The organism is Parvibaculum indicum (genome assembly GCF_011762095.1).
GTDB lineage: Bacteria > Pseudomonadota > Alphaproteobacteria > Parvibaculales > Parvibaculaceae > Parvibaculum > Parvibaculum indicum.
Genome location: NZ_JAASQO010000005.1, coordinates 155383 through 181689 on the forward strand (window position 1 = coordinate 155383; position 26307 = coordinate 181689).

Consider the following 26307-nt stretch of genomic DNA (forward strand, 5'->3'; position numbering starts at 1 on the left):
CGACGGAAGGAGGCCCGTCGGTCCCGAGGCTGTCTGCCTCGACCGCGCCAGAAAAACAAATGGCTATGGGCGCGGTGACGATCAAGTGGGAACGAATGTCGGGCAGTCGGGTGCGCGCCTTCCGGGCACGTACTCAAAAGAACAAAAAAGAAGAGCGAACGCTCCAGCGGTTTGATGTGACCTTCGAGGCATTCTCTTGCAAAAGGATGCTCGTCCCAAGGGGAGGTTATTTTGCAGCGTATTGAAAACATCGTGTTTGCCCTGCGCGCGGTCATCCTGATCGCGCTCGGTATCATGACGGTGGTGATGGGCTACTTCGCCATGAACCTGCGGATGGACGCAGGCTTCACCAAGATGCTTCCGATCGATAATCCGTATATCGAGAATTTCTTCGAATACTCCGAGGGCTTCGGCGGCGGTAACCGCATTCTCGTCGTCCTGGAAAACAAGAAGGGTGACATCTTCACCCCGGAGTTTCTGGGGAAGCTGAAGGAAGCCACGGATGATGTGTTCTACATCCCCGGCGTCGCCCGTCATACGGTGACCTCCCTGTGGACGCCGAACACGCGATATATCGCGGTGACGGAGCAGGGGCTTGAAGCCGGCGACGTCATTCCGGCGAATTTCAAACCGAATGAGGAGAGCATCCAGCGCGTGATGAAAAACGTGCTGCGGGCGAACCTGCCGGGCCGGCTGGTCTCGTCCGACTTCGCATCGGCGATGATCCGCGCCGAGCTGCTCGATGTGAATCCCGAGACGCAGAAGCCGCTCGACTATTTCGACGTGGCGGCCAAACTCGAAAAAGACATTCGCGACAAATATGTCGATGCCGACACCGATGTGAAAATCGTCGGCTTCGCGAAGCTCACCGGCGATATCGCGGACGGCGCGAAGTCGGTGGTGTACTTCTTCATCGTCGCCTTCCTGCTCACCTGTTTCATGCTCTGGCTCTATTGCCGCTCGCTGCCGCTTACGGTGGTGACGGTGGGCGCCTCGCTGTGTTCGGTGATCTGGCAGTTCGGCCTGCTGCATATTCTCGGCTACGGTCTCGACCCGCTCGCGGTGCTGGTGCCGTTCCTGGTCTTCGCCATCGGCGTCAGCCATGGCGTGCAGCAGGTGAACATGGTGGGCGCGGAAATGGCCGCCGGTCTCGACAAGGAACAGGCCGCGCGCGCGACCTTCTCCTTCCTGCTGCGTCCGGGCGCCGTGGCGCTGCTGACGACGCTGGCCGGTTTCGCGACGCTCTACATCATTCCGATCGGCATGATCAAAGAGCTGTCGGTGACGGCCTCCATCGGTATCGGCTTCAAGATCATCTCCAACCTGATCATGCTGCCGCTGCTCGTGTCCTACATCGCGCCGGGCCCGGAATATGGCGAGAAGGTCCGCAAGGCGATGGCGACGCGGGCCCATCTCTGGCCGTATCTTGCCGGTCTTGCCCGGCCGCGTGTGGCGATGGTCTTTGTGAGCATCTGCCTGGTGGTCGGCATGGTCGGGCTCTACGAGTCCCGCGACAAGCAGATCGGCGACGTGCATGCCGGTGCCGGCGAACTCTGGCCGGACAGCCGCTATAACCGCGACAGCCGCTACATCGCCGAGCATTTCGCTCTCGGTCTCAACGTGCTCGGCGTGATCGCCGAGACGAAGAACGAGGTGATCTGCATCGACTACTCCAAGATGCACTATCTGGAGCGGTTCTCCTGGTACATGCGCAATGTGCCGGGCGTGCAGTCGGTGGTGTCGCTGCCGATCGTCGGCAAGCAGATCAACGCGCTGTGGCAGGAAGGCAATCTGAAGTGGCAGGCGCTGCCGCGCAATCCCGCCGCGCTCGCCCAGGCGACGTCCAGCGTGGGCAGTTCCACGGGTCTGGTGAACGCCGACTGTACGACGGCGGCCATCCAGATCTTCCTGACCGATACGAAGGCGAAGACCGTGAACACGGTCGTCGGCGCGGTCGAGGAGTGGAAGGCCAACCCCGAGAACGCTCGCGACGATCTGGATCTGCTGATCGGTACGGGTAACGTGCCGATCGTGGCGGCGACCAACCATGAAGTGGCGACCTCGGAACTTCCGATGCTGCTTTATGTGTATCTGGTGGTAATGTCGCTCGTGATCCTCACCTATCGCGAATGGCGCGGTTCGCTCGTCTGCGTGCTGCCGCTGGTTCTTGCTACCATCATCGGCGACTGGTTCCTGACGGCCTTCGGTATCGGCCTCAAGATCTCCACGCTGCCGGTGCTGGCCATCGCGGTGGGTATCGGCGTGGACTACGGCATTTACGAATACAACCGTATCCAGCGCTATCTGCGCATGGGGCTCACGCCTTACGAAGCCTATCTGCAGGCGCTGAACGATGTGGGTTCGGCTACCATGTTCACCGGCGGTACGCTGGCGATCGGTGTGTCGACCTGGATCTTCTCCGCGCTCAAGTTCCAGGCGGATATGGGTCTGCTGCTCACCTTCATGTTCCTGGTGAACATGGTCGGCGCGGTGACCCTGCTCCCGGCTCTGGTCGCGGTGGTGGAGTACTTCTTCCCGCTGAAGCGCGAGCCGCTTTCACCGGAAGAGGCAAGCGCCATCAAGCGCGGTCACTGACCCCGCGCTTTACATAAACGCTGAATGAGGGCGGCCCCGGCAACGGGTGCCGCCCTTTTCTTTTGTCCGGTCTTTTGCCCGGTCCAATGCGCTGCCGCTCCAGATTTGACTAAGTAGTCATTTTATGACTAAATAGTCATATCGAATTTCGGGAGGAGCCGCGTGGCTGGAGAACGCCTTGTAAAAACCGAGACGGACGGGCCGGTGATTTCGCGCCGGCGCGAGCGTATGCGGCAGATTCTGGTCGAGGCGGCGATGCGTCTGTTCGCGCGGCAGGGCGTGGACGCGACCACGATCGACGAGATCGTCGAGACGGCGGGCGTCGCCAAGGGCACCTTCTACAATTACTTCACCGACCGGACCGAGATTGCGCGCGAGGTCGCCCGGACCATCCGTGCCGAAATCAACGATGCCGTCGAGGAGCTCAATCAGGGGATCGAGGATCCGGCGGAACGGATTTCACGCGGCGTGCGGCTCTATATGGCCATGGTCGTGCTGGAGCCGGTGAAGGCGCAGATGCTGGCCCGCATCTATGACGGCGGCATCGATATGCATCGCGGGCTCAACCAGCATCTGCTGGGCGATATCGACGACGGCCTTGCCAAAGGACGCATCGCCGCGCCGGACAGGGAGACCGTTCTTCATTTCGTTCTCGGCGTGGCGACCGCCGCGCTGGCGGCGCTCATCCATGAAGGCGCGCCGGAAGAGGTCGCGCGCGGCGAAGGCTATGCCCGCAAGATGACGGTCATGTTGCTTCAGGGGTTCGGCCTTTCGCGGGCGGAGATCGACGGCATTCTGAAGCGGCCATTCGAGGTGTCTCATCTTTCCGTATTCCGCAAGCCGTCGTGAACAGGCCCGAAACAATCGGCAAAAGGCCGAATAGGAGGAGACCATGAGCAGCCTCATCAAGGCGACGGATATCGCCTATGTGCGCTTTTCCGCGCCCGACCTCGATCGGATGGAAGCCTTTCTCGGGGATTTCGGCCTGCATGTGGCCGACCGGAGCGACGACACGCTCTATATGCGTGCGAACGGCCCGGCGCCCTTCTGTCATGTGACGCATAAGGGCGAGGCCGGTTTCGTCGGGCTTGGATTTTACGCGGCAGGCGAGGGCGACCTTGCGAAACTGGCCGATGCCGAAGGCCTGACCGTGGAGGCATCCGATGCGCCGGGCGGGGGTGCCCGTGTGCGGCTCACCGATCCGGATGGTTTTCCCATCGATGTCGTGGCCGGGCAGACACCGGCGACACCGTTGCCGCTGCCGGAACCGCTCGCCTTCAATGCCGACGACCGATATCCGCGCCTCGGCTCGACGAAGCGCATCGCGGCGGGGCCGTCGCATGTGATGCGTCTCGGTCATGCCGTGCTCAATGTCACGGATTTTCGCGCAAGCGAGGCCTGGTACAAGGCGCGCCTCGGCTTCGTGACCTCCGACGAGATCGAACTGGCGCCGGACGCACCGCTCGGCGCCTTCATGCGCTGCGACGGCGGCGAACGCTATGTCGACCACCACACGCTTTTCCTCGTCGGCACCGGTACGCCGGGCTTCAACCATGCCGCCTGGCAGGTGGCGAATTTCGACGACCTGATGGCCGGCCATAATCATCTGGAACAGGCCGGCGAGACCCATGTCTGGGGCGTGGGCCGTCATGTCCTCGGCAGCCAGATTTTCGACTACTGGAAGGATCCCTGGGGGCACAAGGTCGAGCACTGGACCGATGGCGATCTCTTCAACAATCAAACGCCGCCGGGCAAGGCGGGGCTCGAAGCGCTGATGGGCGCGCAATGGGGCCCGGACGCCCCGCCCGCCATGGCCGAATAAGGAACCGGGAGAAGACATGAAACTCGCGACTTTTACGCATCAGGGCAAAACGCGCATCGGCGTGGTCGAGGGCGAGGGGATCGTCGATCTTTCCGCCGCCGCGCCCGCCCTGCCGACCGAGATGATCGCTTTTCTGGAAGCGGGCGACACGGCGATGGATGCCGCGCGCAAGGCGGTCGATAGCGCGTCCGCCATTCCGCTTTCCGAGGTGACGCTCGAAGCGCCGGTGCTTCGGCCCGGCAAGGTGCTCGCCTGCGGGCTCAACTATATGGACCATGTGGAAGAGTCCGGCATGGAGGTGCCCAAGCACCAGATCTGGTTCACCAAGCAGCACAATTGCATCAATGGGCCCTACGCGCCTATCGAGCTGCCGGAAGTCTCGGCTCTTCTCGACTACGAGGCGGAGATGTGTTTCGTGATCGGCAAGCGCTGCAAGGACGTGCCGGCGGACCGCGCGCATGAAGTGATCGCAGGCTATTTCGTCGGCGACGATGTGAGCGTGCGCGACTGGCAGCTCCGTGCGAACTCCTGGACGATGGGAAAGTCCTTCGACACGCATGGCCCCATCGGGCCATGGATCACCACGGCGGACGAGGTCGCGGACCCGCATGCGCTCGACATCAAATGCTGGGTGAATGGCGAGCTGCGCCAGAACTCCAACACAAGACATCTCATCTTCAACTGTTTCGATCAGATCGCGGAATTGAGCACCGCCTTCACGCTCGATGTGGGCGACGTGATCTTCACCGGCACGTCTTCCGGCGTGGGCGGGGCGATGAAGCCGCCGCAATTCCTCAAGGAAGGCGATGTCGTGCGCGTCGAGGTGGAAGGTCTCGGCGCCGTCGAGAACAAGGTCGTCGCACAGAAAAGGAAAACGCTCATCGGCTGACGATGGTCGCGGGAGGAAAGAGATGGAAAAGACGGATGTGCTGATAGCGGGTCTCGGGCCCGTGGGCGCCGCGCTGGGCGTCTATCTTGCGCGCTCGGGCGTGAAGGTGATCGTTGTCGAAAAGACGATTGAGGTCTATCCGATGCCGCGGGCGGCGCATCTCGATCATGAGACGATGCGCCTTCTGGACCTCGCGGGCGGCGCGGTGGCGGTCGCCGGCAACAGTCAGCCGCTTTCCTCCTATGAGTTCCGCAATGCGAAGGGCGATCTGCTGCTGGGCTTCCGCCCGCCGGCGGCGCTGGCCGATACGGGCTGGCCCTATACCTCCATGTTCCATCAGCCGACGCTGGAAATCGCCATGCGCGAGGCGCTGACCGAGGAGCCCGATGCATCCGTCCGGCTGGGCGTGTCGCTTATCGGTTATACGGACGGCCCCGACGGCGTGACGGTCGAGGTCGAAGGGCCGGACGGCAAAACGCAGATCGCTGCGAAGTATCTCGTCGGGTGCGATGGCGGGCAGAGCACGGTCCGTCGTCTTGCCGGGATCGGTCTCGACGATATGGGCTTCGACGAGCCCTGGCTCGTCATCGACACGCTGCTGAAAGACGGTACGGAGCGGCTTTCCACCATCGGGTTGCAGCATTGCGATCCGGCGCGGCCCGTTACCTCCATGCCCATGGCGCCGGGGCGGCATCGCTGGGAGTTCATGTTGCTGGACGGCGAGACGCCGGAAGACGTCATGACGGACGAGGCGATCGAGGCAATGATCGCGCCCTTTGCCGACCCGAAAAGCCTGAGCGTGGAACGGCGGGCGTTCTATCGCTTCCATGCCGTTTTCGCAGAACGCTGGCGCGACGGCCATGTGATCCTGGCGGGCGACGCGGCGCATCAGATGCCGCCCTTCCTGGGGCAGGGGCTTTGCTCGGGCGTGCGCGACGCGGCGAACCTGTCATGGAAGCTCGCCGCCGTCGTCAGGGGCGAGGCGGATCAGGCATTGCTGGACAGTTTCCAGCCGGAACGCGAGCCGCATGTGCGCGCCATCACCGAGATGGCGGTCGCCATGGGCAAGATCGTCTGTACGCAGGACGAGGCGCTGGCCGCCGCGCGCGATGCCGACATGATGCAAAAGCCGGAGGCGGCGCGTTTCGATGCGACGCCCGCGCTGGCGGGGCTCGCATCCGGTGTGATCGCAGGCGGCGGCGCGGTGGCGCCCTGTCTCAGGGGCGAAGGCGGCGCGCGTCCGGATGTCCTGCTCGGCATGAGGCCTTGTCTGGTCGGGGCGCGGCGGGCCGACGCCCCGGCAGACGTCCCGGTCGACGGGGGCGGCATGGCGGTTATCGCGCTGGACGAGCATGAGGGGGAGGGCGAAGCGCCGTTCCGCGCTTTGCTGGGCGATGCGCCCGCCATGCTGGTTCGGCCCGACCGCTATGTGTTCGGCACGGGCGAGCCTGCCTCGCTGCTGGCGGCGTGGTCGGCCTATCTCAAGACGGGCCGGGCGGAGATGCGGGCGGCCGCCTGAGGCCTCACTCCTGCGCATTCCTGAGCGCGAAGGACATGGCCGTTCCGGCCAGCGCCGAAGCGGACAGGAAGATGAGCGCGGCCAGCGTGCTGGCGCTCAGTATGACGCCCAGTATTGCGCCATAGACGAGCAGAGCGATCCCCATCAGCGTGTTGGCGAGCGCGGTATATTGCGCGCGCGTTTGCGAGGTCGCCATATCCACGAGCTGCGTCTTGCGGCCGATACGGATGCCTGCATGGGCGATGGAGAGGATGAAGAGCGCGGCCACCAGCACCGGCGGATATGCCAGCGCCGAATGCGCGAAGACCCAGAGCGCGGCGACGATGGCGGCCAGGATGCCCGCGATGGCCGATCCGAGCCCCATCGCCATGCGGCTGGAGCGGTCGGCAAGCGAGCCCCAGATGGAGGCGCTGACCGCGCCTGCGACGCCGGTTGCCGCTATCAGCAGGCCGAGGCTCGACAGCGCGCCGCCGGTCGCGTCATGCGCGATGGAGACATAGATCGGGGGCGACAGCGCCGAGCTGAGCAGCAGGATGCGGGCGGCGAGGAAATGCCGGAACTCCCGGTCGCTCAGCAAAATGCCGCGCATCTCGTTCAGGCTGTCCAGGAAGCCGACGCCGCCTTCCGTCGCGCCGGGCACTTCCTCCACCCCGGCAAAGACGATGCCTCCTCCGATCCAGAAGGCGCCGCCCGCCGCGATCAGCGCCAGAATGACGTCCTGTCGTTCGCGCAGTTCCGGCATCAGGGCGACGGCCGCGCCCACACAGGCCATGACGATACCGCCGATCAGCGTGGCATAGCCGGAGACGCGGCCTCGGCGGTTCTTGGAGACGGTCTTGCCGAGCGTGTCCTTGGAGGCGACGGAGGAGACGCCCCGCGCCAGGCTCAGAAATGTCAGCAGCCCGACGATGCACCAGCCCGTGGCGGTGCCGCCGAGCCCGGCCAGCACGATCCCCGCCATGGCGAGCGCCGCCAGGCCTTGCGCGACGGCGCCGCCGACCCAGAACCATTTGCGGACCGGAAAATGGCGTACCACGCTGCCCACGATCAATTGCGGGAAGAGCGCCAGCGCCTCGCGGATCGGCACCAGAAGGCTCAGCATGAAGGCGGGCGCGCCGATGGCGGCGAGGAGCCAGGGCAGCACGGTCTTGGGATTGACCAGCCCGTCGGAAATCTGGCTCATCGCCTGCGACAGCGTGGTGCGGACGAAATTGCGGGGCTGTTCGTGGCAGGCGGCTTCGGGAATGTCGCGGCAGAGGCGTGCGGCATCCTCGCCGATGGCGAGATCGTAGATCTGTTTTGAAAGTGTCGTGTCCTGCGTTGCCATGCTGCGCGGAAGGCCCCCTTGCCCGTGAATGGCGAGAGAGAATAGGCCGTCCGCGCCCGGAGGCAAGTCCGGCGCCCTTATGCGTGTCGGGCGCCGGGCCGGTTTTGCCTCAGGCGGCGTTCTTCTTCATGGAGTAGCGGATCGGCAGGCGTTTCAGCCCGCTGACGAAGGAGGCCTGCACCCAGGCGGGATCGCCCGCCAGTTCGATATGGTCGAGCCGGTTCAGCAGTTCCTTGTAGAGGGAACGGATTTCCATTTTGGCCAGATGCTGGCCGAGGCACAGATGCGCGCCGTAGCCGAAGGGGAGGTGCTTGTTGGGGGTGCGGTCGATACGGAAGGTGAAGGGATCCTCGAACACCTCCTCGTCGCGATTGGCCGACCAGTAGCACATCATCATGTTTTCGCCCGGCTTGATCTTCTGTCCACGGAGTTCGTATTCCGCGTTCGGCGTCCGGAAGAAGTGTTTTACCGGCGTCGACCAGCGGATGAACTCGTCCACCGCCTTGGGCAGCATCTCTTCGGGGTTGGCGCGGAGCTTGGCGAGCTCGCCGGGGTTTTCCAGCAGCGCATGCAGTCCGCCCGCCGTCGAGGAGCTTGTCGTGTCATGTCCCGCCGTCGCGACGATGACGTAATAGGACATCGCTTCGAGATGGCCGATGGGTTCGCCGTCGATCGTCGCATTGGCGATGACGGTGGCCACATCGTCGCGCGGGTTCTTGCGGCGGTCTTCGGTGATGGCCGTGAAGTAGTTGAAGAAGTCGGCGACCGTGTTGTTGAAGTCGGTGTTCTCTTCGCGCTTCATGTCCGGGTCGGTGGAGCCGAAAAGCTCCTGCGTCAGTTTCAGCATGAAGGCTTCGTCTTCCGCCGGAACGCCCAGCACCGTCATGATGACGCGCAAGGGATACCAGACCGCGACTTCCGACACGAAGTCGCATTCGCCGCCAAGGGCTTCCATGCGGTCCACATACATGCGGGCGAGATCGCCGATATCGGCTTCGAGCTTTTTCAGGTTTGGCGGCATGAACCAGGCTTGTGTGAGCCCGCGATAATTGCGGTGGTCGGGATTGTCCATATCCACCAGCGAGCGGACGATGTGGTGGCTGCCGCCGGTATAGTCGAGCACCGCCTGTTCGGTCTCGACGGTCTGGAGCGTCAGGCGCGGATCGTTCAGGAAGATGTCATTCTGCTTTTCGACTTCCATAATGTCGGCGTGCTTGGACACGACCCAGAAGGGGCGGTAGCCGTCCGGCTCCACCCAGCGCACGGGATCGTTTTTCCGGAGCCAGGCGAAGAGGTCGTGATAGCGCTCCGGATGGGCATAGGTCAGCGGGTCGGCAACGGCATTGTCGATCGTTTTGCGGTCTGCATTTTCAAACATGGCTGGGTTTTCCTCAGGCTTCGGCGTGCCGCAAACGGGGTCCGGATTTTGTTTTTCTTCTTATCCCGGACGGGCGCGGCGGTTACGTTGCGTCAATTCCCTGCGACGCGTTTTTCAGTGTCGTGAAGGACGATAGGCCAGCCATGCGGGGCTGGACAAGCGCGATTCCATGTACAAGATGGCGCCGAAAAGGCTGGCATCGTGCCTGCAGAAACAGATGAAACAGGCGGTGTGGCAAGGGCTTTTGCCGGTGTCACCAAGCACTCGAAGGAGATGAGGAAATGGCTGAAGCATATATCGTAGCAGCCGCGCGCACGGCCGGCGGCCGCAAGGGCGGCCGTCTCAAGGACTGGCATCCGGCCGATCTCGGCGGCGCGGTGATCGATGCGCTCGTGGAGCGGACCGGCATCGATGGCGGCGAAGTGGAAGATGTGATCTTCGGCTGCGTGGGCCAGGTCGGCGAACAGGCGATCAACATTGCGCGCAATGCCGTGCTCGCTTCCAAGCTGCCGGAACATGTGCCCGCGACCTCGGTGGACCGTCAGTGCGGTTCCTCGCAGCAGGCGCTTCACTTCGCGGCGCAGGCGGTGATGTCGGGTGCGATGGACATGGTGCTCGCGGGCGGCGTCGAAAGCATGACGCGCGTGCCGATGGGCCTTTCCGCGGCGCTGCCGGCCAAGAACGGTTTCGGCAACTATATGAGCCCGAAGATCGTCGAGAAGTACCCGAACGTGCAGTTCTCGCAGTTCGCGGGTGCGGAGATGATCGCGAAGAAATATAATCTGTCCAAGGATCAGCTCGACGAGTTCTCCTTCCAGAGCCATCAGAAGGCGATCAAGGCGACGCAGGCCGGTGCTTTCGACGAGGAAGTCGTGCCGGTGGAAGTGACGCTGGAAGACGGCTCGAAGGAAATGCACAAGGTGGATGAAGGCATCCGCTTCGATGCGAGCCTCGAAGGCATTCAGGGCGTGAAGCTTCTGGCCGAGGGCGGCGCGCTGACCGCGGCTTCTTCCTCGCAGATCTGCGACGGCTCTTCCGGCGTGCTCGTCGTCAGCGAAGAGGCGCTGAAGCGTCACAACCTCACGCCGCTGGCGCGTGTCCATCACATGCATGTGACGGGCGGCGACCCGGTCGTCATGCTGGAAACGCCGATCCCGGCCACCGAGCAGGCGCTGAAGCGCGCGGGCATGAAGATCGACGACATCGACATCTTCGAGGTCAACGAAGCCTTCGCCTCGGTGCCGATGGCCTGGCTGCAGAAGCTTGGCGCCGATCCGGAACGCCTCAACGTCAATGGCGGCGCCATCGCGCTCGGCCATCCGCTGGGCGGGTCGGGCACCAAGCTCATGTCCACGCTGGTCTATGCGCTGAAGAACAACAACAAGCGCTACGGCCTGCAGACCATGTGCGAGGGCGGCGGCCTTGCCAATGTGACGATCGTCGAGCGCCTCTGATCGCGTTTTTCGTCACCTGAAAATCGAAGGGCGGAGCAGCCAGGCTGCTCCGCCCTTTTTGTTCGCGCCAGCGTGGAGGGGACACGCGAGGGGGAGACGCGAACAAATGCCGCCGCGGGTCAGTGCCCGCCGCCGCTTCCTCCTCCGCCGCTGCCGCCGATCACTTCCGGTTTTTTCAGGATCGGCATGGTCAGAAGCATGGCGGCAAAGCAGATCGCGAGCACGAAGAAGCAGTCGGCAAAGGCCATCACGGTCGCGTCGCGCGTCATCAGCCCGTAGAGCTGCTTCACGGTCGCAAGCGGCGCGTCGATACCGGGCGTCTGGCCGATATGGGCGCTAAGGCCTGCGAGCGCCTGATCCGTCGCCGCGCGGCCATGGACGAAGAAGTCGCGCAGCCGGTCCTTGTGAAGGTCGATGCGGTTGATCAGCACCGTGTTGATGACGGCAAGGCCCAGCGCGCCGCCGAGATTGCGCATCAGGTTGTAAAGGCCGCTCGCATTCTTGAGCTGTTCGGGCGAGAGCGTGCCGAGCGCCAGCGTATTCACCGGCACGATGCAGAACATGAGGCCGATCCCGCGAATGACCTGCGGCCAGAAGAGCTGGTCGAAGCCCCATTCCCATGTGATGCCGAGCATCTGGTAGTTGGAAACGGCCAGCATGCCGAAGCCGATGGAGATCAGTATACGGATGTCCATTTTCTGGCTCAGAACGCCTGCGAGCGGGGCGGACAGGAACTGGCAGATGCCGGTGACGAACATGATCTGGCCGATCTGGCTTGCACTTAGGCCCCGCACTTCGGACAGGAAAAGCGGGTAGAGATAGGTAAGTCCGTAAAGGCCGACGCCGAGAAAGAGGCTGAGGATGGAGCCGATGGCGAAATTCGCATTGCGATAGGCCTTGAGGTCGACGATCGGGTCGTCGCGCGTCAGCACATGGGCGATGAAATAGGCGCCGGAGATGACGCAGACGACGCTGAACCACCAGATGGTGTTGTCGTTGAGCCAGTCGTTGCGGGGGCCTTCCTCCAGCACATATTCGAGCGAGCCGAGAAAGAGCGCCATCAGGCCGATGCCGGCGAGGTCGATCTTGTTCAGGAGCGAGAAATCCGGCTCGTCGAGATCGACGAGAAACCACACCGCCGTGGCGACGACGATGCCGGGAATGACGTTGATGAGGAAAAGCCAGTGCCATGACAGCGCATCGGTGATGTAGCCGCCCAGCGTCGGGCCGATGGTGGGCGCCAGCGTCACGACAAGGCCGATCATCACCGAGACATTGGCGCGTTTTTCCGGCGGGAAGACATTGCCATAGGCGGCGGAGAAAACCGACGGGATCATGGCGCCGCCGATGAAGCCCTGCAGCGCACGATAGACGATCATCGTTTCGATATTGGTCGCGGTGGCGCAGAGCAGGCTCATGAAGGTAAAGCCGCCCGCGGAAATCACGAAGATGTAGCGCGTGGACAGGAGCCGGGAGAGCCAGCCCGACATCGGGATCATCACCACTTCGGCGATCAGGTAGGAGGTCTGGACCCAGCTGATTTCCTCGGTGCTGGCGGAGAGCCCGGCCTGAATGTCGCCGATGGAACTGGCGACGATCTGGATGTCCAGGATCGCCATGAACATGCCGACGACCATGAACAGGAAGCCCGCCACGCGCCGGGCGGAGAATTCGCCCGCGCCGCCGTCATCGGTTGTATCGAGGCTTGCCATGGCGTGTCCCCTTCAGCGTCGCCTAGCGGGACTTCGCCAGCGCGTGATGCTTTTCGGGCGCCGTGCCGAAAACGTCGCCGGCATTGGCGGCGCGGCCGCTCTTGCCGGTGCGCGTGTCCACGGTGACGGTCACGGAAAGGCCGGGGCGGAGATATCCGGCGAGCTTGTTGTCGTCGGGCATGGCGATGCGCACGGGCACGCGCTGCACGATCTTGGTGAAATTGCCGGTGGCGTTTTCGGCGGGCAGCAGGCTGAAGACCTGGCCGCTGGCGGGCGAGAAGCTTTCGATCCTGCCCTCGATCTCGGTATCCGGCCAGGCATCGGCGACGATGGTCGCGGTCTGGCCGACCTTCATGTTCTCGATCTGCGTTTCCTTGAAGTTCGCATCGATATAGACATGCGGCAGCGCCACGACGGAGGCGAGTTGGTTGCCCGGCTGCACGAGCTGGCCGACATCCATGTGGCGATTGCCGATCACGCCGTCCACAGGGGCGCGGATGACGGTATAGGCGAGGTTCCGGTCGGCCTGGTCGAGATCGGCCTGAACCTGCTTCAGCCGGGCTTCCTGCTGGGCTTTCTGCGCCTTCAGGACGGCGATCTGGGTGCTGGCGGCGTGCAGCTTGGCCTTCGCGGCGGCGAGCGCCGCATTGGCGGATTTCATCTCGGCGCTGGCGGAATCGAGCTTCTGGCGGCTGGCGAAATCCTGCCGGGCGAGTTTCTCATAGCGCCGGTAATCGGTCCGGGCGCGCAGCGCCTGCGCATCGGCGGCGGCGACATTGGCCTTGGCGCTTTCCGCATCGGCTTTCGCCGCCTCGATCTGTTCGGCAATGGTGGCGATGGCCGATTTCTGGGTTTCGAGCCGGGCTTCGGCCTCGGCCTTCGCGATCTCGAAATCGCGGGGCTCGATGGTGGCCAGCACATCGCCCTTGTGCACATAGGCATTGTCGGTCGCATCCACCGAGGCGAGATAGCCGGAGACCTTGGGCGAGATCACCGAAATATCCGCATGCACATAGGCATTGTCGGTACTCTCATAGTAGCGGAAGCTGGTGAACCAGAGGATGGTGTAAACGATGGCGGCAAGGGCGAACAGGCCGCCAAGCCCGGCGAAAATGCGCTGGCGCGTAGTCATGGGGAAACCTCAAGATCGAACCGGTCGGTCAATAGGCTTGAAATATGTATCGATCCTCGCCATTTTCAATAGCGAAAATGACTGAACCGTTCGGTCATAAACATTTCTGGTAGAAAAAATGTCGGATCTGGATGCCAATGGGGGCGTTATGGAGAACGATGGCGCGGCGGTCGCCGAGACGGAATCGGCCAAGCGCAGCCAGATTCTCGCAGGCGCGCGGCGGGCCTTTCTTGCCAATGGCTATGAGGGCACCAGCATGTCGCTCATCGCGCGCGAGGCCGGCGTCTCCAAGGGCACGCTCTATGTCTATTTTTCCAACAAGGAAGCGCTCTTCGCCGCGGTGACGGAGCTGCAATGCCACACCCAGGGCGGCACCGCCTTCGAGGTGCTGAACGAGGACGGCCCCGCCTCGGAGATCCTGCCGGCCTTCGGCCGTCATTTCGTCGACTTCGTCCTGAGCGAGCCGGCCTGCGCGCTCCGGCGGCTGATTACGGCGGAGTCGGGCAAGTTTCCGGAACTGGGTCATGCCTTCTACGAAAACGGGCCCCGGCGCATGAAAGGGCAGCTCGCAGGCTATCTGAAGCGGCGGGTGGAGGCGGGCGAGCTCGATATTCCCGATACCGAGCTGGCGGCGACGCAATTCATCGTGCTCTGCAAGGGCGAATTCGACATGCTGCGCCAGATCAGCGTGATCGAGACGGCCACCCCGCAGCGCATCGGCTATACGGTGGATGCCGCCGTGCGGCTTTTCCTTGACGGATACCGCGCGGAGAGGTGAATTCCCCCGTCTACGAATTGCGTAGAGGAAGACCATAAAAGGACTGCGCTCATCTGATGAAGATGAAGGAACTCGAGAAGGAGACGGGCGTCGGCCGGGAGACGATCCGCTTTTACATCCGCGAAGGCCTGCTGCCCGAGCCCGACCGTCCCAAACGGAACGTGGCCCGCTACGATCAGGAGCATGTGGACCGGCTGAAGCTGATCCGCCGCCTGCAGCATGAGCGCTTCCTGCCTCTCAGCGTCATCAAGACCATCGTCACCGCGCAGGATGCGCGCCCCCAGCGCGGCATCGAGCAGCTGATCGGGCTTGAAAACCTTCTCGGGCCGCTGGTCGCCGATCCGCGCAATCTGGAGCCGCGGCGTTTCGCGGAGGTTCGCGACAGTTCGGGGCTCAGCGAGGAGGAGATGCGGCGCCTCGTCGAGGTCGGCTTTCTCCATGTGGACAATCATGACGGCGAGGAATGGCTCAACAGCCGCAATGCGCGACTGGTGGAACTCGTCGCGGAGGGCCGCAAGGAAGGCTTCACGCCCGATATGGGCTATGAGGTCGACACCTATGGCATCTATGCGGAACTGACGGATGTGCTGGCGCGGCGCGCGGTCGTCACCTTCTACGAGAATGTGGGCGACAGGCTCGACCAGGAAGAGGCGGCCCAGCTTGCCGCGCGCGGGATCCGGCTGCTCGACGAGATCCTGCCTCTCTTGCGGATCGAGAAGATCGTGCGCGAGATCAAGCGCCTCAGCGACGAGGGCGAGCTACCCGAGGGCTACACGCGCGATCGCCAGGCGGGGCCGTCCTAGTCCCGCAGCAGCAGCGCATCTTCCTTGCGCCAGTAGAGCCAGTATTCCTCGCCCGGCGAGAAGGTGAATTCCTCGATGTCGCGGCTGACATTGCCGATATCGGCCAGCAGGCGTTTACCCCCGCCGATCTCGAAGAAGATGTTGGAATAGCTGCCGTAATAGGCCACTTCGCCGACCTTGCCCTTGACGATGACGGCGCTGTCGGGATCGCGGATTTCTTCGGGCCTGTCGGCCACGAAGATCTTTTCCGGCCGGATCGCCATGGTGAGGTCGCCCTGCGCATCGCCCGCGGTCTGGAACGCATCCAGCGGCGCGGCGTCGACGGTCACGCGGCCGTCGCCGGCCGGGGTCACTTTCGCGTCCAGCATGTTGATGGTGCCGATGAAGTCGGCCACGAACTTGTTGTGCGGGTTTTCGTAAAGCTGCTGCGGCGAGGCGATCTGGCGCACCACACCGTCGCTCATCACGGCGATGCGGTCGGCCATGGAAAGCGCCTCGGACTGATCGTGCGTCACCACCACGAAGGTAATGCCGACGGTCTTTTGCAGGCGGACGAGTTCGAGCTGCATGGCCTCGCGCAGCTTGGCATCGAGCGCGGAGAGCGGTTCGTCGAGCAGCAGCACGGAGGGTTGTTTGACCAGGGCGCGGGCGAGCGCCACGCGCTGGCGCTGGCCGCCGGAAAGTTCGTCGGGTTTGCGCTTGCCGTAACCGCCGAGTTTCACGAGGTCGAGCGCGTCGGAAACGCGCGTCCTGATCTCGCCGGCGGGCCGGCCGTCCATTTTCAGGCCATAACCGACATTCTGTTCGACGGTCATATGCGGGAAGACCGCATAGGACTGGAACACCATGTTCACCGGGCGTTTGTTCGGGGCGACGTCGGCCATGTTCTGGCCGTCGATCAGGACCTCGCCATGGCTGGGCGTTTCAAAACCGGCCAGCATGCGCAAAAGCGTGGTCTTGCCGCAGCCCGACGGGCCCAGAAGGGCAAAGAACTCGCCGCGCTTGATGGTGAAGTCGGCATGGTCGACCGCCTTTACCCCGCCGGGGAAGACCTTGGACACGCCGTTTATCTCGATGATCGGTTGCCGGTCCGTCCGGACCTCGGGCGAGGATAGCGTCGTTGCGGCTTCAGACATGCACATGCTCGACTTGTTATGCCCGGCAAGCGCTGCGATCGGCGTGCGGGCAGGCTTCTGACACGATCGGGAGAGAGGTCGGATGTGAGAAAACGGCGCCCGCCCGGTAATTCGTCATAAAGAGCCTAGCACCGGAAGCGGGGGGACGGGCAAGCGGAATGCGGCAGTGCGGTATGACGGCCGTCCCGCCGTGCGGCCAAGGAATATGGATCATTCTTCTTGTAAATTAGAATGAGAATAAATATTATCTAGCTCATGCAGCCGGGATATGGGGTCCCGTGCGTCTCACGGATGGAGATCGACATGCGCTCGCTTGCCAAGACACTGACTTTTGCCTGCCTGCATTTCAGCGTCGGCTTCGGCGTGACCTATGCGCTGACCGGGTCCGTCAGCATCGCCGCGGGCGTGGCGCTGATCGAGCCGCTGGTGAATACGGTGGTCTTCTATTTCCACGAGCAGGCATGGGCCCGGGCCGACGGGCGGGCCGCCGAACTCGAAAAGGGGTTCGACCCGGATCTCGGCCACAACGTCCTCTGACACCGTCATCTGACGGGGTATCGGCCGGATATGTTTCGCGCCGCCGGATGTTCCGGCGGCGTTTTCATTTCCAGGCCCAGACGGGCTGTTCCAGACGGTCGACGCGGGTATCGCGGCCCCTGAGCGCCACTTCGGCGAACTGGTAGAGCATGGCGGCGGTGGGCGCGTGGATATGCGAGGGGCCGATATGGAGGCGGATGACGGGCCGCTCGCTTTCGGGGATGTCGATGAATTCCGGCGAGCCTTCCCGGTCGAACTCGCTCAATCCGAAATGATGGATGGAGGCGACCTCGGCGGGGTTCGCTTCCATGTCCGAAAGATCCGCCGTCCAGAAGACGAAAGGCGTGATCTCATAGCCCGAGCGTGTGGGATAGGCGTCCAGCCGTCCCAGAAGATGGTCCGGCGACAGGGCCAGCCCGATTTCCTCGCGCATTTCGCGCAGCGCCGCGTCGAGCACCGTCTCGCCGGGATCGAGCCGCCCGCCCGGCAGCGCCCATTGGCCCGCATGAGAAGAAAGGCGCGGCACGCGGCGGGTGAGCAGGAAGCCCGCCTCCTCTTCGCTGTCGGGCCCTTCCTTGCGCATGGGCGCGACCGCGATGGCGACGGCGGCCTGTTTCAGCGCCGACGGCGCGGGCGTTTCGGGGCGGAAGGCGGAAAGCCTCTCGGTCATCTGGCGGCGGAGCGTCTCGTCGAAAGGGTAGGGCATTGAACTTGCGGGGTCGGTGGCTGTTGATTGGGTGTTTAGTAAATCGGTCCCGATGGCGCGGTTCGGCGTCAAAAGACCCTCAAATGTTTAACATCATAAACGCGCGCGTGAAATTTCGTCTTCCCGGCATCTTGGTGGGCCGTGTGCGGGCGCGTAACCTCCTCCTTACAGGTCAAGGCCGTCTCATCTTCCGAGCCCGGAGGTTACGCCCATGCGTATCGGTGTCCCCAAGGAAATCAAGGTCCATGAATATCGCGTGGGCATGACGCCCGCGGCGGTGCGCGAAGCGGTTCATCACGGGCACCGGGTGATGGTGCAGAAGGATGCGGGGCTCGGCATCGGTCTGTTCGACAGCGATTATGAAACGGCGGGCGCGGAAATCGCCGCGACGCCGGACGAGATTTTCGAGCGCGCCGACATGATCGTGAAGGTGAAGGAACCGCAGCACGCCGAATGGAAGATGCTGCGCGAGGGCCAGATCCTCTTCACCTATCTGCATCTGGCGCCCGATCCGGAGCAGGCACGCGGATTGATGGAATCGGGCTGCGTGGCCATTGCCTATGAAACGGTGACGGATCAGCGCGGCGGGCTGCCTCTGCTGGCGCCCATGTCGGAAGTGGCCGGCCGCATGTCCATCCAGGCCGGTGCCCATTGCCTTGAGATAGCCCAGGGCGGTCGCGGCATGTTGCTGGGTGGCGTGCCGGGCGTGGCCGCCAGCCGCGTCGTCGTGCTGGGCGGCGGCGTGGCTGGCACCAATGCCGCGCGCATGGCGATGGGGCTCGAGGCGCATGTGACGGTGATCGACATCAACCTGCACCGGCTTTACGAGCTCGACATGCAGTTCGGCCCGATGCTCAACACCATCTATTCGACGGTCGATGCGATCGAGGAATATGTGCTGGGCGCCGATCTCGTCATCGGCGCGGTGCTGGTGCCGGGCGCGGCGGCGCCCAAGCTCGTGACCGAAGAGATGGTGAAGAAGATGAAGAAGGGTTCGGTGCTCGTCGACATCGCCATCGACCAGGGCGGCTGCTTTGCCACCTCGCATCCCACCACCCATGCCGATCCCACCTATGTGACGGATGAGGTGGTGCATTATTGCGTCGCCAACATGCCCGGCGCGGTAGCGCGCACCTCCACCTTCGCGCTCAACAACGCCACGCTGCCCTTCACCCTGTCGCTGGCCGACAAGGGCTACCGGCAGGCACTTGCCGACAATCAGCACCTCAAGGCCGGTCTTAATGTCTATGAGGGCAAGCTCACCTATCGGGCGGTGGCCGAGGCGCTGGGCGCACCTTTCCACGAGGCGGACAGTCTGCTCGGCGCCTGAAGCTCCCGAGCGGGCTTTCGTGTGACCCTGTCCTATAAAGATACAGTTTTTATTAACCATATTGCCCGAGTCTCCCGCCATGGCCCTTCGGGGCGTATGGGCAATACGGGGGCTCGACCATGTTTCGGGATAAAGTCCGGCGGGAACGTTTCTGGCTGTTTCTGGGCGCAATGCTGATCGCGATTTTCGTTTGGCAGCGCGAGACCGTCTCGCGTGAAACGCCGGAGCGCTACGACACGGCGGGGATGAACCGTCTGGTGGAGAGCACGGTTGAGGTGCCGGTATATGTGGCCGACGCGCATGCCTTGCCGAAGCCTAGGCCCTGGCGGCCTGCGACAGCGGTGCGTCCGGCGCCCGAACCTCGCCGCGCGCCTGCCCGTCATGAGCCGGTGCGCGTCGCGGCCGTTCCCGATGCGGCCGGGGATCGCGACGACCGCCTCATTACCGGCTCCATCAACGCATCGCCGGTCCTGCCCATGGCGCGGCCGGGCCTGGACCGCCGGGTACAGGTGGCGAGCCTGGCGCCCGCCGCGCCTGTGAGCGCAGGTTCCGAGGGCCGCTCCGGCATGGCGCGCTATTATGTGCAGCTCGGCTCCTATCAATCCATCGACTCGGCGACCCGGCGCTATCTGGATCTTTCCGGCGAGAAGGTCGATCTTCAGGGCGATGAGCGGATCTTCATCGAAGAGGCGGATGTGGGCGGCGAACGCTTTCACCGGGTCCGGATGGGCGGTTTTGCAAGCGAGCGAGATGCCCGCGCGGCCTGCGCAAGGGCCGGTATTCCGGGCGCCGATTGCGCGGTTGTCGCGCTCAACTGAGGCCCGCGCGCCGGATTCGCGCAAATATGCGCCGAAGCGCCAGGGGGGCATGGACTTTTGCCCCCTTTTGCCTGTATAAGCCCGTCCAAATTGCCGGTTGCCCGGGGCGAAGTGGATTTCGGGGCGCGGCAAGCCGATTTCAAAGCCTAGTCGAGGCAGGCAGCCGGCACCGGCCCATCCCGTTTTCCGGGCCGGCGCGGAGAGCCGCCTTTGACGGGTTTAACCCAACTGGAGCTAGAGCCATGGCCGTTCCGAAGAGTAAAGTTACCCGGTCCAAGCGCGGCATGCGCCGTTCGGCCGATGCGCTGAAGCAGCAGGCCTATGTCGAAAATCCCGACAGCGGCGAGCTGCACCGTCCGCATCATATCGACCTGAAGAGCGGTATGTATCGCGGCCGTCAGGTGCTGAAGCCGAAGGACGATTTCTGATCCGACCGGATCGAGAGATGCAAAAACGCCGGCTCCCGAAAGGGCGCCGGCGTTTTTCGTTCGTCCGGCTTGAACCGGCATTGCGAGCGCCCGTCAGGGTGCGCGGCAATCCAGAACGGCAGGCGCAGCACTGGATTGCTTCGTCGCTTCGCTCCTCGCAATGACGAAGGAGGGCGGTTCTATTCCAGCCCCTTGAGCCCCTTCACCGCCACCTCCTCGGCGCGGGCGAAGATCTCTTCCTTCCAGTCGTCCTCGTTCACATAGAACGCATTGCGGATGAGGGTGGCGACTTCTTTCGCGCGCGGGTTTTCCGCGCCGCCATGCTGCCAGAGCCAGTTGTCGGCCTGCAGCGCGAAGGAGACATCCGTGATCGGCAGCGTGCCGAATTCCAGGCCGCAGGCGGCCAGCGTCTTGCCGTCGAGTTCTTCCGCCAGGAAATCGGTGATGGAGCCGGCAATGTTCGACGAGACGGAGCCTTCCCCCTTGGTGGAGATGACTTCGTCGCCCCAGAGAGCGGTCATGCGGTCATAGGTCGGTGTGCCGGGGGCGGCGGTGCTGATGATCTCGCCATGGCCGCGGGGGCCGAGGCCGGAATGGAAATCGATGAAGACGATGCGGCTCGCGGGCGCGAGATATTTGCGCACGACCTCGCGCAGGGTGCGTTGCGACCAGCTGGGCGCATTGCCGCCGAACTGCACGCCGCCGGGATGGGCATATTGCCCGGCGCTCATCGCATGCTGGAGCGCGGGGAAGCCGTTCTTGTCCGCATAGGCGAGGAGCTTTTCCTGCGCGCTCTTGATGGTGTCCGGGTCGAGATCGGGCAGGTTGATGACGTCGATCAGTTCCTCATAGCCGGGATTTTCCGGATACGGCGCATCGTGATCGACGAAATTGCGGTTGAGGTCGACATTGTCCTCGTTCACGCGGCGGCTCCAGGCAAAGCCGAACGGGTTGATCGCATGGATGAGGACAAGCGCGGCGCCCTCCGGCAGGCGGTCCGCGAATCCGGTTTCGAGAAGCGCCGTCTGCAATCCGGAGCCGCAATAGCCTTCCACGCCATGCGTGCCCGCCCCGAGCGCGATGGCCGCGTCGGCGTCCGCCGGGCCGATATATGCGACATCCATGGCCAGCGTTTCGCCGCCGGGCCCCTTCAGCGGATGCTCATGGCTGTCGACGGCCGCTCCCTTCGCCTTCGCGGCGGCGATGAACTTCTCTCGGGCTTCGGCATAAGTCTCTGAAAAACAGGCAGGAATTTTTGTCATGGTCGGCTCGCTTTGTCCGGTAACCCTGTTGCGGTTGCCGGTGGGGTTTCACCCTTCTGTTGTGCTAGTGTGGCACAGTCGAGGGATGCGGGGGGCATAAAGCGCATTCCGGACGGCCACGCCGGTCGTGGCCTCGGCAACGGTCAAAGGGTTCTAGAGAGGGGATCACATGTTGGGCACTTTTCCGCTGATGGCGCTGGTCATCATCGTTTATAACGCGCTCGTTTATCTGACGGGTATCGATCTGACGGCGCCGGTATTCGAGGTGGCGCTGGTTTCGGGTGCGATCTGGACGGTCTCGGTCAACGATATCATCGTCGCAGCCGGCCTGATCCTCCTCTTCCTGGAACTGATCGGCGCGACGCGCACCGGCGCCTCCACCATCGTCAATCACGCGCTTTCCATGCTGGTGCTGCTGGTGGCGTTGATCGAATTCATCGTGTTGCCGCAGTTCGGGCACTCGACCTTCTTCCTGCTGGTGCTGCTGACGCTGTTCGATGTGATCGCAGGCTTCACCGTCACGATCACGGCGGCGCGGCGCGACTTCACGGTCGGCGAATAAACGCCTCATAGGCGTCGGACAATCTTTGCGTTTCGGGATGGGCGGGAAGTTTCCGCCCATCCATTTTTTCGACCGGCAGCAGCCCCGTCAGGCTGTTGGTGAGGAAGATGCCCTCCGCCTTCAGCAGGCGTTCCGGCGCGATGCGGCCTTCCTCGGTCTCGATGTCCAGCTTGCGGGCGAGGGCCAACACGCTGGCGCGCGTAATGCCGGGCAGGATGGGACCGTCGGTCGTGGGCGTGACGAGCGTTCTCCCTTCCCAGAAGAAAACATTGCCGACACTGGCGCAGGCGAGATGGCCTTGCGTGTCGAGCAGGATGGCTTCATCCGCGCCGGCGAGTTTCGCTTCTTCCTTCGCGAACACATTGTCGAGATAGGGCAGGGCCTTCAACTGCGCGGCGGGCGAGCTTGCGTTGCGCCGGATGGTGCTGATGACGGCGCGCACGCTTTCGGGCGGTTCCGCGCCCGGCGCGGCGGCGATGAGCAGCGTGGGCGATACCTCCGGCGGCACGGCGATGCCGCGCGGGCCGGGGCCGCGCGTCAGCGTCACGCGCAGCGAGGCGCGCGGTGCATTGTCGAGCGCATTGGCGGCCAGCAGCTCCCCGCAGGCGGCTTTCAGCGCGGCGGGCGGGAAGGGCAGCGGAATGGCGAGGATCTCCGCCGCCGAGGCGAGCCGCGCAATATGCGCGTCGATCAGCACAGGCCGGCCGTCCAGCACCAACAGCGTTTCGAACAGCCCGTCGCCCAGCAGGAAGCCGCGATCGCTTGGTGCGATATGCGCGCCCTCCGCCTCGACAATCTCGCCATTGAGCCAGAGTTTCATGCCGTGCTCTCCCGGGCGGCGACGACGGTGCGCGCAAGGCGGGTCGGTCTCAGGCCGGCGATTTCGAGGAAATTCGCCAGCAGGTCGTGTCCATGTTCGGTGAGAACCGATTCAGGGTGGAACTGCACGCCGAAAATCGGCGCGCTATCATGCGCCAGCGCCATGATTTCGCCGTCGGCGGTCCGGGCGGTGGCGCGCAGGGGACCGCTCTCGGGGAGCGCCGCCAGCAGCGAATGATAGCGCGCAGCTGTGAAGTCCTGCGGCAGGCCCTTGAAGAGCCCCGTGCCGTCATGATGGATGCGGGTGGGCTTGCCGTGGACGGGATTTGCGGCGCGCGGGGCGCTGCCGCCAAAGGCGACCGCGACGGCCTGGTGGCCGAGGCAGACGCCGAGCAGCGGAATGCCCGCCGTCGCCGCCGCGCGCACCAGCGGCACGGAGATGCCCGCGCTTTCCGGGCCGCAGGGGCCGGGCGAAAGGATGATGGCGTCGGGCCGCCGGGCAAGCGCGTCGTCCACGGTGAGGGCGTCGTGGCGGATCACTTTCCGTTCGAGCCCCAGCTCGCCGACATAACGGGCGAGGTTGTGGACGAAGCTGTCGTAATTATCGATGAGAAGGATCACGCGGTCGCCTCCTCCCTGGCCAGTTCGTCCAGCGACAGGCCGAGCGCGCCGGCCATGGCGCGCGCCTTGGCCAGCGTTTCCAGATATTCCTCATGCGGTACGGAATCGGCGACGATGCCGCCGCCCGCCTGGAAGGTGATGCGGCCGTCCTTCGCCGTCATGGTGCGGATGGCGATGGAGCTGTCCATCGCGCCGTCCGCGCCGAGCCAGCCGATGGCGCCGCAATAGGGGCCGCGCGTCGTCGGCTCCAGTTCGGCGATGATCTCCATGGCATGGACCTTCGGGGCGCCGGTGATGGAGCCGCCGGGGAAACAGGCCGCGAGCAGGTCCACCGCGCTTTCTCCCTCGCGCAACTCTCCGTATACGGTGGAAACGAGGTGGTGGACATTGGAAAAGCTTTCCAGCGCGCAGAGCTTTTCCACGATCACCGAATGATCCTTGCAGACGCGCGAAATATCGTTCCTGAGCAGGTCGACGATCATCACGTTTTCCGCGCGGTCCTTTTCGGATGCTAGAAGTTCGTCGGCAAGGCGCCGGTCTTCTTCCGGCGTTCGTCCGCGCGGCCGCGTTCCCTTGATGGGCTGCGTTTCCACATGGGTGCCTTCCACGCGCAGGAAGCGCTCCGGCGAGGAGGAGACGATCTCGCCGTCGCCGAAATTGAAATAGCAGGCAAAGGGCGCGGGGCTTTCGGCGCGTAGGCGCAGATAGAGATCGAAGGAGGTGTCGTCCGGGCCCAGCCGCGTCTCGAAGCGCTGCGAGAGATTGGCCTGGAAAATATCGCCTGCATGAATGTAGTCGATCACGCGCTGCACGGCTGTCTCATAGGCGGCGCGGGTGAAATTCGAGACGAGCGGCGGCGAGGATGCCCGCTTCGGCGCGGCGGGGGGACGGGCGGCGTTCTCGACGCGGGCGCGCAAGGCTTGGGCGCGCGCCATGGCGCGGCTCAGGCGTTTTCCCGTGTCTGTTTCCGGCAGGCCGGTGGTCACGATGAAGAGGCGTTCCGCGCTCATGTCGAAGGCGAGCACGCAATCGTAAAACCCCAGCGCGATGTCGGGCAGATGCTGGTCGTCGCGGGCAAAGGGCGCTTCCTCGCCGGGCAGGCGTTCCAGTGTGCGGGCAAGCCCATAGCCGAAAAAGCCCGCCGCGCCGCCGATGAAGGGCGGCAGGTGAGGGGCGCCCTGCGTTTCGGGCAGCCGCGCGAGTTTGTCCCGGACCATGCCGAATGCATCGGTTCGGGGCGTGGCGCGCAGGCTCAGCCGGTCGAACGGGTCGAGCGCGATATAGCTCCAGCGGCCATGGCGGCCGACGTCGCGGGCCGGACCGGCGCTTGCCGAATCCAGAAAAAGCGCGAAGGGCTCTGCCGCGAACGCATGAAACAGCTCATGCGGCGCGCACCAGGGCAACTCCTCGACAATCGGGACCATAAATTCCGCTTTGCGACAGGCTTTCGGGATGTCCCTGTTTTAGGGCCCGCGAGGGGAGGCGGCAAGCCCGCCTATTCGCGCGGTACCAGCCGCAGCGTGGCGCCGCTGCCGCGCAGGCCCGCCAGAAACTGCGTCAGCAGGCCCGAGACGAGCGGGGCCTGCGAATAGGCGATGTCGTGGCCGATATTCGGATAGGAATAAAGCGTGGCCTGCGGCATCAGCCGGACCAGTTCCTGCGCATGGGCAAAGGGGACCGTCTTGTCCGCTTCGCCCCAGACGATGAGCACGGGCCGTCCCGCCTTGCCGGCTTGCGCGTAGAAATCGGCGGCGCCGGTCAGCGGATAGTGGCGGATGGTCGAGAGCAGCGCTTCGCCATAGCCGCGATAGGCGAGCTGGCGGCGGAAGTCGGCGGTGAAATCGTCGGGGCGCGGCGCGTTGGCCGCTTCGCGCGCCGCGGCCTTTGCGAAGATGCGCGGACCGAACACCCGCACCAGCCAGTCGCCGATCGCGGGCGCCTTCAGAAGGGCCATGGCGCGGTTTGCCGGGGCGACGCCCAGCCCGGCGGGCGCGATCAGGGTGAGCGAGGCCGCGCGCTCGGGATGGCGCGCGGCGAAGACCGTCGCCACCGCGCCGCCCATGGAATAGCCGACCAGATGCACCGGCTCCTTCAGGTCGAAGGCGTCGAGCAGGGTTTCGAGCTGGCGGTCGAGAAGCGTCGTATCGTATTCGCGGCGCGGACGCGCGGAGAAGCCGCGCCCGAAATGATCGTAGGTCAGGACGCGGAAACCTGCCTGTGTGAGCGGTTCGATATGGTCGCGCCAGACGAAGCTCGGCGTGGAAAATCCGTGGATCAGCACCACGACCGGCGCGGCGGTCGTGCTCGTGCCTTGTGCGCGGTAGTAGCCGGCATGGGCGATCCCGTCCGGCAGCCAGACGAAGCGTTGCGCCTTTCCTTCCGCCAGCAGCTTGCGCCGCGCCGCGTCGTCCAGCTTGCGGCGCATGAGCTGCGCGCCCCAATAGGCGATGAGGGAAAGCAGGATCAGCGCGGCGGCGACGAAGGCGAGTGCGGCGATCAGATTGTCCAGAAGCGGCATGTGTGCGTTTCCGTGAAGGGCTGCCCGGAAGGGCGGTCAGTCTATTCTTTTGCAGGCGGTGCACCAAGGCGGCGTATCCAACCGCCAAAACGTGCCCGGAATATGGCCGACGGCCAAGTCCGCCGCTCCGTCAAAGGGGCGGAGGGTTGCGAGGGCGTTCA

At 64.2% G+C, this 26307-nt stretch carries 24 protein-coding genes; 13 read left to right on the forward strand and 11 right to left on the reverse strand.

Annotation, left to right across the window (positions count from 1 at the left end; genetic code table 11):
* Positions 1-231 precede the first annotated feature (231 nt).
* The 5 genes from FHS78_RS08275 (at position 232) to FHS78_RS08295 (ending at position 6825) form a co-directional block, all read left to right on the forward strand.
* Positions 232-2595 (forward strand): efflux RND transporter permease subunit, encoded by a 2364-nt coding sequence (locus tag FHS78_RS08275; RefSeq protein ID WP_167093063.1) that lies wholly within the window; start codon positions 232-234, stop codon positions 2593-2595.
* Positions 2596-2757: 162 nt separating this feature from the next.
* Positions 2758-3444, forward strand: a complete 687-nt coding sequence (locus FHS78_RS08280) for a TetR family transcriptional regulator (RefSeq protein ID WP_167093065.1) — start codon at positions 2758-2760, stop codon at positions 3442-3444.
* Between the two features lie 43 nt (positions 3445-3487).
* Positions 3488-4417, forward strand: coding sequence for a VOC family protein (locus FHS78_RS08285; protein WP_167093067.1), 930 nt, complete (start codon positions 3488-3490; stop codon positions 4415-4417).
* Positions 4418-4433: 16 nt separating this feature from the next.
* Positions 4434-5306, forward strand: coding sequence for a fumarylacetoacetate hydrolase family protein (locus tag FHS78_RS08290; protein ID WP_167093069.1), 873 nt, complete (start codon positions 4434-4436; stop codon positions 5304-5306).
* Positions 5307-5328: 22 nt separating this feature from the next.
* Positions 5329-6825: a bifunctional 3-(3-hydroxy-phenyl)propionate/3-hydroxycinnamic acid hydroxylase gene (locus FHS78_RS08295; RefSeq protein ID WP_167093071.1), complete on the forward strand. Its 1497-nt coding sequence runs from the start codon at positions 5329-5331 to the stop codon at positions 6823-6825.
* A 4-nt stretch (positions 6826-6829) separates the two neighbouring features.
* On the opposite strand, the gene FHS78_RS08300 is transcribed toward FHS78_RS08295, so the two are convergent.
* The gene (locus FHS78_RS08300) at positions 6830-8152 is read right to left on the reverse strand and encodes an MFS transporter (protein ID WP_167093073.1); all 1323 of its coding nucleotides are present in this window, start codon (positions 8150-8152) and stop codon (positions 6830-6832) included.
* 109 nt (positions 8153-8261) lie between these two features.
* The gene (locus FHS78_RS08305) at positions 8262-9530 is read right to left on the reverse strand and encodes a cytochrome P450 (RefSeq protein WP_167093075.1); all 1269 of its coding nucleotides are present in this window, start codon (positions 9528-9530) and stop codon (positions 8262-8264) included.
* 281 nt (positions 9531-9811) lie between these two features.
* On the opposite strand from FHS78_RS08305, the gene FHS78_RS08310 reads away from it, so the two are divergent.
* Entirely contained in the window at positions 9812-10984 is a 1173-nt protein-coding gene (locus tag FHS78_RS08310) for an acetyl-CoA C-acetyltransferase (RefSeq protein ID WP_167093077.1), read from the forward strand.
* A gap of 119 nt (positions 10985-11103) precedes the next feature.
* Here the strand turns inward: FHS78_RS08310 and FHS78_RS08315 are convergent, their stop codons facing one another.
* Together FHS78_RS08315 and FHS78_RS08320 are read right to left on the reverse strand one after the other, a co-directional pair.
* A complete protein-coding gene (locus FHS78_RS08315) occupies positions 11104-12696 on the reverse strand; it encodes a DHA2 family efflux MFS transporter permease subunit (protein WP_167093079.1) in 1593 nt (530 codons plus the stop codon).
* 22 nt (positions 12697-12718) lie between these two features.
* Positions 12719-13828 carry an HlyD family secretion protein gene (locus tag FHS78_RS08320; RefSeq protein WP_167093098.1) on the reverse strand — a complete coding sequence of 370 codons (1110 nt, stop codon included), beginning with the start codon at positions 13826-13828 and terminating at the stop codon, positions 12719-12721.
* A gap of 118 nt (positions 13829-13946) precedes the next feature.
* Between FHS78_RS08320 and FHS78_RS08325 the strand changes: the two genes are divergently transcribed.
* Together FHS78_RS08325 and FHS78_RS08330 are read left to right on the forward strand one after the other, a co-directional pair.
* A complete protein-coding gene (locus FHS78_RS08325; RefSeq protein ID WP_167093100.1) occupies positions 13947-14606 on the forward strand; it encodes a TetR/AcrR family transcriptional regulator in 660 nt (219 codons plus the stop codon).
* 56 nt (positions 14607-14662) lie between these two features.
* Positions 14663-15409: a MerR family transcriptional regulator gene (locus tag FHS78_RS08330; protein ID WP_167093102.1), complete on the forward strand. Its 747-nt coding sequence runs from the start codon at positions 14663-14665 to the stop codon at positions 15407-15409.
* Here FHS78_RS08330 and FHS78_RS08335 read toward each other — a convergent pair.
* Positions 15406-16545 carry an ABC transporter ATP-binding protein gene (locus tag FHS78_RS08335; RefSeq protein WP_167093104.1) on the reverse strand — a complete coding sequence of 380 codons (1140 nt, stop codon included), beginning with the start codon at positions 16543-16545 and terminating at the stop codon, positions 15406-15408. The two genes, FHS78_RS08330 and FHS78_RS08335, sit on opposite strands and share 4 nt — an antisense overlap.
* A 303-nt stretch (positions 16546-16848) precedes the next feature.
* Here FHS78_RS08335 and FHS78_RS08340 point away from each other — a divergent pair, with 303 nt between their 5' ends.
* Positions 16849-17082: a DUF2061 domain-containing protein gene (locus FHS78_RS08340; protein WP_167093106.1), complete on the forward strand. Its 234-nt coding sequence runs from the start codon at positions 16849-16851 to the stop codon at positions 17080-17082.
* Positions 17083-17146: 64 nt separating this feature from the next.
* Here FHS78_RS08340 and FHS78_RS08345 read toward each other — a convergent pair whose 3' ends face one another.
* On the reverse strand, positions 17147-17788 hold the full coding sequence (locus tag FHS78_RS08345; protein WP_167093108.1) for an NUDIX hydrolase: 642 nt from the start codon (positions 17786-17788) through the stop codon (positions 17147-17149).
* 211 nt (positions 17789-17999) lie between these two features.
* Between FHS78_RS08345 and ald the strand changes: the two genes are divergently transcribed.
* The 3 genes from ald to rpmF all read left to right on the forward strand — a co-directional run bounded on the left by ald (position 18000) and on the right by rpmF (position 20364).
* Positions 18000-19118 carry an alanine dehydrogenase gene (gene ald / locus FHS78_RS08350; protein WP_167093110.1) on the forward strand — a complete coding sequence of 373 codons (1119 nt, stop codon included), beginning with the start codon at positions 18000-18002 and terminating at the stop codon, positions 19116-19118.
* Positions 19119-19237: 119 nt separating this feature from the next.
* The gene (locus FHS78_RS08355) at positions 19238-19936 is read left to right on the forward strand and encodes an SPOR domain-containing protein (protein WP_167093112.1); all 699 of its coding nucleotides are present in this window, start codon (positions 19238-19240) and stop codon (positions 19934-19936) included.
* Between the two features lie 242 nt (positions 19937-20178).
* Positions 20179-20364: a 50S ribosomal protein L32 gene (gene rpmF, locus FHS78_RS08360; protein WP_167093114.1), complete on the forward strand. Its 186-nt coding sequence runs from the start codon at positions 20179-20181 to the stop codon at positions 20362-20364.
* Positions 20365-20543: 179 nt separating this feature from the next.
* Here rpmF and FHS78_RS08365 read toward each other — a convergent pair whose 3' ends face one another.
* Positions 20544-21626, reverse strand: a complete 1083-nt coding sequence (locus FHS78_RS08365; RefSeq protein WP_167093116.1) for a M14 family metallopeptidase — start codon at positions 21624-21626, stop codon at positions 20544-20546.
* 169 nt (positions 21627-21795) lie between these two features.
* Here FHS78_RS08365 and FHS78_RS08370 point away from each other — a divergent pair, with 169 nt between their 5' ends.
* On the forward strand, positions 21796-22188 hold the full coding sequence (locus tag FHS78_RS08370) for a hypothetical protein (RefSeq protein ID WP_167093118.1): 393 nt from the start codon (positions 21796-21798) through the stop codon (positions 22186-22188).
* Here the strand turns inward: FHS78_RS08370 and FHS78_RS08375 are convergent.
* The 4 genes from FHS78_RS08375 to FHS78_RS08390 all read right to left on the reverse strand — a co-directional run bounded on the left by FHS78_RS08375 (position 22172) and on the right by FHS78_RS08390 (position 26146).
* Positions 22172-23008: an aminotransferase class IV gene (locus tag FHS78_RS08375; RefSeq protein ID WP_167093120.1), complete on the reverse strand. Its 837-nt coding sequence runs from the start codon at positions 23006-23008 to the stop codon at positions 22172-22174. The two genes, FHS78_RS08370 and FHS78_RS08375, sit on opposite strands and share 17 nt — an antisense overlap.
* A complete protein-coding gene (locus FHS78_RS08380) occupies positions 23005-23628 on the reverse strand; it encodes a glutamine amidotransferase-related protein (RefSeq protein ID WP_167093122.1) in 624 nt (207 codons plus the stop codon). Before FHS78_RS08380 ends, FHS78_RS08375 begins: the two co-directional genes overlap by 4 nt.
* Positions 23625-25052, reverse strand: a complete 1428-nt coding sequence (pabB, locus tag FHS78_RS08385) for an aminodeoxychorismate synthase component I (protein WP_167093124.1) — start codon at positions 25050-25052, stop codon at positions 23625-23627. Before pabB ends, FHS78_RS08380 begins: the two co-directional genes overlap by 4 nt.
* Before the next feature lie 71 nt (positions 25053-25123).
* The gene (locus FHS78_RS08390) at positions 25124-26146 is read right to left on the reverse strand and encodes an alpha/beta fold hydrolase (RefSeq protein WP_167093126.1); all 1023 of its coding nucleotides are present in this window, start codon (positions 26144-26146) and stop codon (positions 25124-25126) included.
* Between the last annotated feature and the right edge of the window lie 161 nt (positions 26147-26307).

Excerpts from the sequence above, each read along its gene's own strand:
- ald (WP_167093110.1), top strand. The coding sequence starts at position 18,000 with ATGCGTATCGGTGTCCCCAAGGAAATCAAGGTCCATGAATATCGCGTG.
- FHS78_RS08365 (WP_167093116.1), bottom strand. The coding sequence starts at position 21,626 with ATGACAAAAATTCCTGCCTGTTTTTCAGAGACTTATGCCGAAGCCCGA.
- FHS78_RS08295 (WP_167093071.1), top strand. The coding sequence starts at position 5,329 with ATGGAAAAGACGGATGTGCTGATAGCGGGTCTCGGGCCCGTGGGCGCC.
- FHS78_RS08390 (WP_167093126.1), bottom strand. The coding sequence starts at position 26,146 with ATGCCGCTTCTGGACAATCTGATCGCCGCACTCGCCTTCGTCGCCGCC.
- FHS78_RS08335 (WP_167093104.1), bottom strand. The coding sequence starts at position 16,545 with ATGTCTGAAGCCGCAACGACGCTATCCTCGCCCGAGGTCCGGACGGAC.
- FHS78_RS08300 (WP_167093073.1), bottom strand. The coding sequence starts at position 8,152 with ATGGCAACGCAGGACACGACACTTTCAAAACAGATCTACGATCTCGCC.
- FHS78_RS08370 (WP_167093118.1), top strand. The coding sequence starts at position 21,796 with ATGTTGGGCACTTTTCCGCTGATGGCGCTGGTCATCATCGTTTATAAC.
- FHS78_RS08320 (WP_167093098.1), bottom strand. The coding sequence starts at position 13,828 with ATGACTACGCGCCAGCGCATTTTCGCCGGGCTTGGCGGCCTGTTCGCC.
- FHS78_RS08325 (WP_167093100.1), top strand. The coding sequence starts at position 13,947 with ATGTCGGATCTGGATGCCAATGGGGGCGTTATGGAGAACGATGGCGCG.
- FHS78_RS08310 (WP_167093077.1), top strand. The coding sequence starts at position 9,812 with ATGGCTGAAGCATATATCGTAGCAGCCGCGCGCACGGCCGGCGGCCGC.
- FHS78_RS08345 (WP_167093108.1), bottom strand. The coding sequence starts at position 17,788 with ATGCCCTACCCTTTCGACGAGACGCTCCGCCGCCAGATGACCGAGAGG.
- FHS78_RS08285 (WP_167093067.1), top strand. The coding sequence starts at position 3,488 with ATGAGCAGCCTCATCAAGGCGACGGATATCGCCTATGTGCGCTTTTCC.
- FHS78_RS08375 (WP_167093120.1), bottom strand. The coding sequence starts at position 23,008 with ATGAAACTCTGGCTCAATGGCGAGATTGTCGAGGCGGAGGGCGCGCAT.
- FHS78_RS08330 (WP_167093102.1), top strand. The coding sequence starts at position 14,663 with ATGAAGATGAAGGAACTCGAGAAGGAGACGGGCGTCGGCCGGGAGACG.
- rpmF (WP_167093114.1), top strand. The coding sequence starts at position 20,179 with ATGGCCGTTCCGAAGAGTAAAGTTACCCGGTCCAAGCGCGGCATGCGC.
- FHS78_RS08315 (WP_167093079.1), bottom strand. The coding sequence starts at position 12,696 with ATGGCAAGCCTCGATACAACCGATGACGGCGGCGCGGGCGAATTCTCC.
- FHS78_RS08305 (WP_167093075.1), bottom strand. The coding sequence starts at position 9,530 with ATGTTTGAAAATGCAGACCGCAAAACGATCGACAATGCCGTTGCCGAC.
- FHS78_RS08355 (WP_167093112.1), top strand. The coding sequence starts at position 19,238 with ATGTTTCGGGATAAAGTCCGGCGGGAACGTTTCTGGCTGTTTCTGGGC.
- pabB (WP_167093124.1), bottom strand. The coding sequence starts at position 25,052 with ATGGTCCCGATTGTCGAGGAGTTGCCCTGGTGCGCGCCGCATGAGCTG.
- FHS78_RS08340 (WP_167093106.1), top strand. The coding sequence starts at position 16,849 with ATGCGCTCGCTTGCCAAGACACTGACTTTTGCCTGCCTGCATTTCAGC.
- FHS78_RS08290 (WP_167093069.1), top strand. The coding sequence starts at position 4,434 with ATGAAACTCGCGACTTTTACGCATCAGGGCAAAACGCGCATCGGCGTG.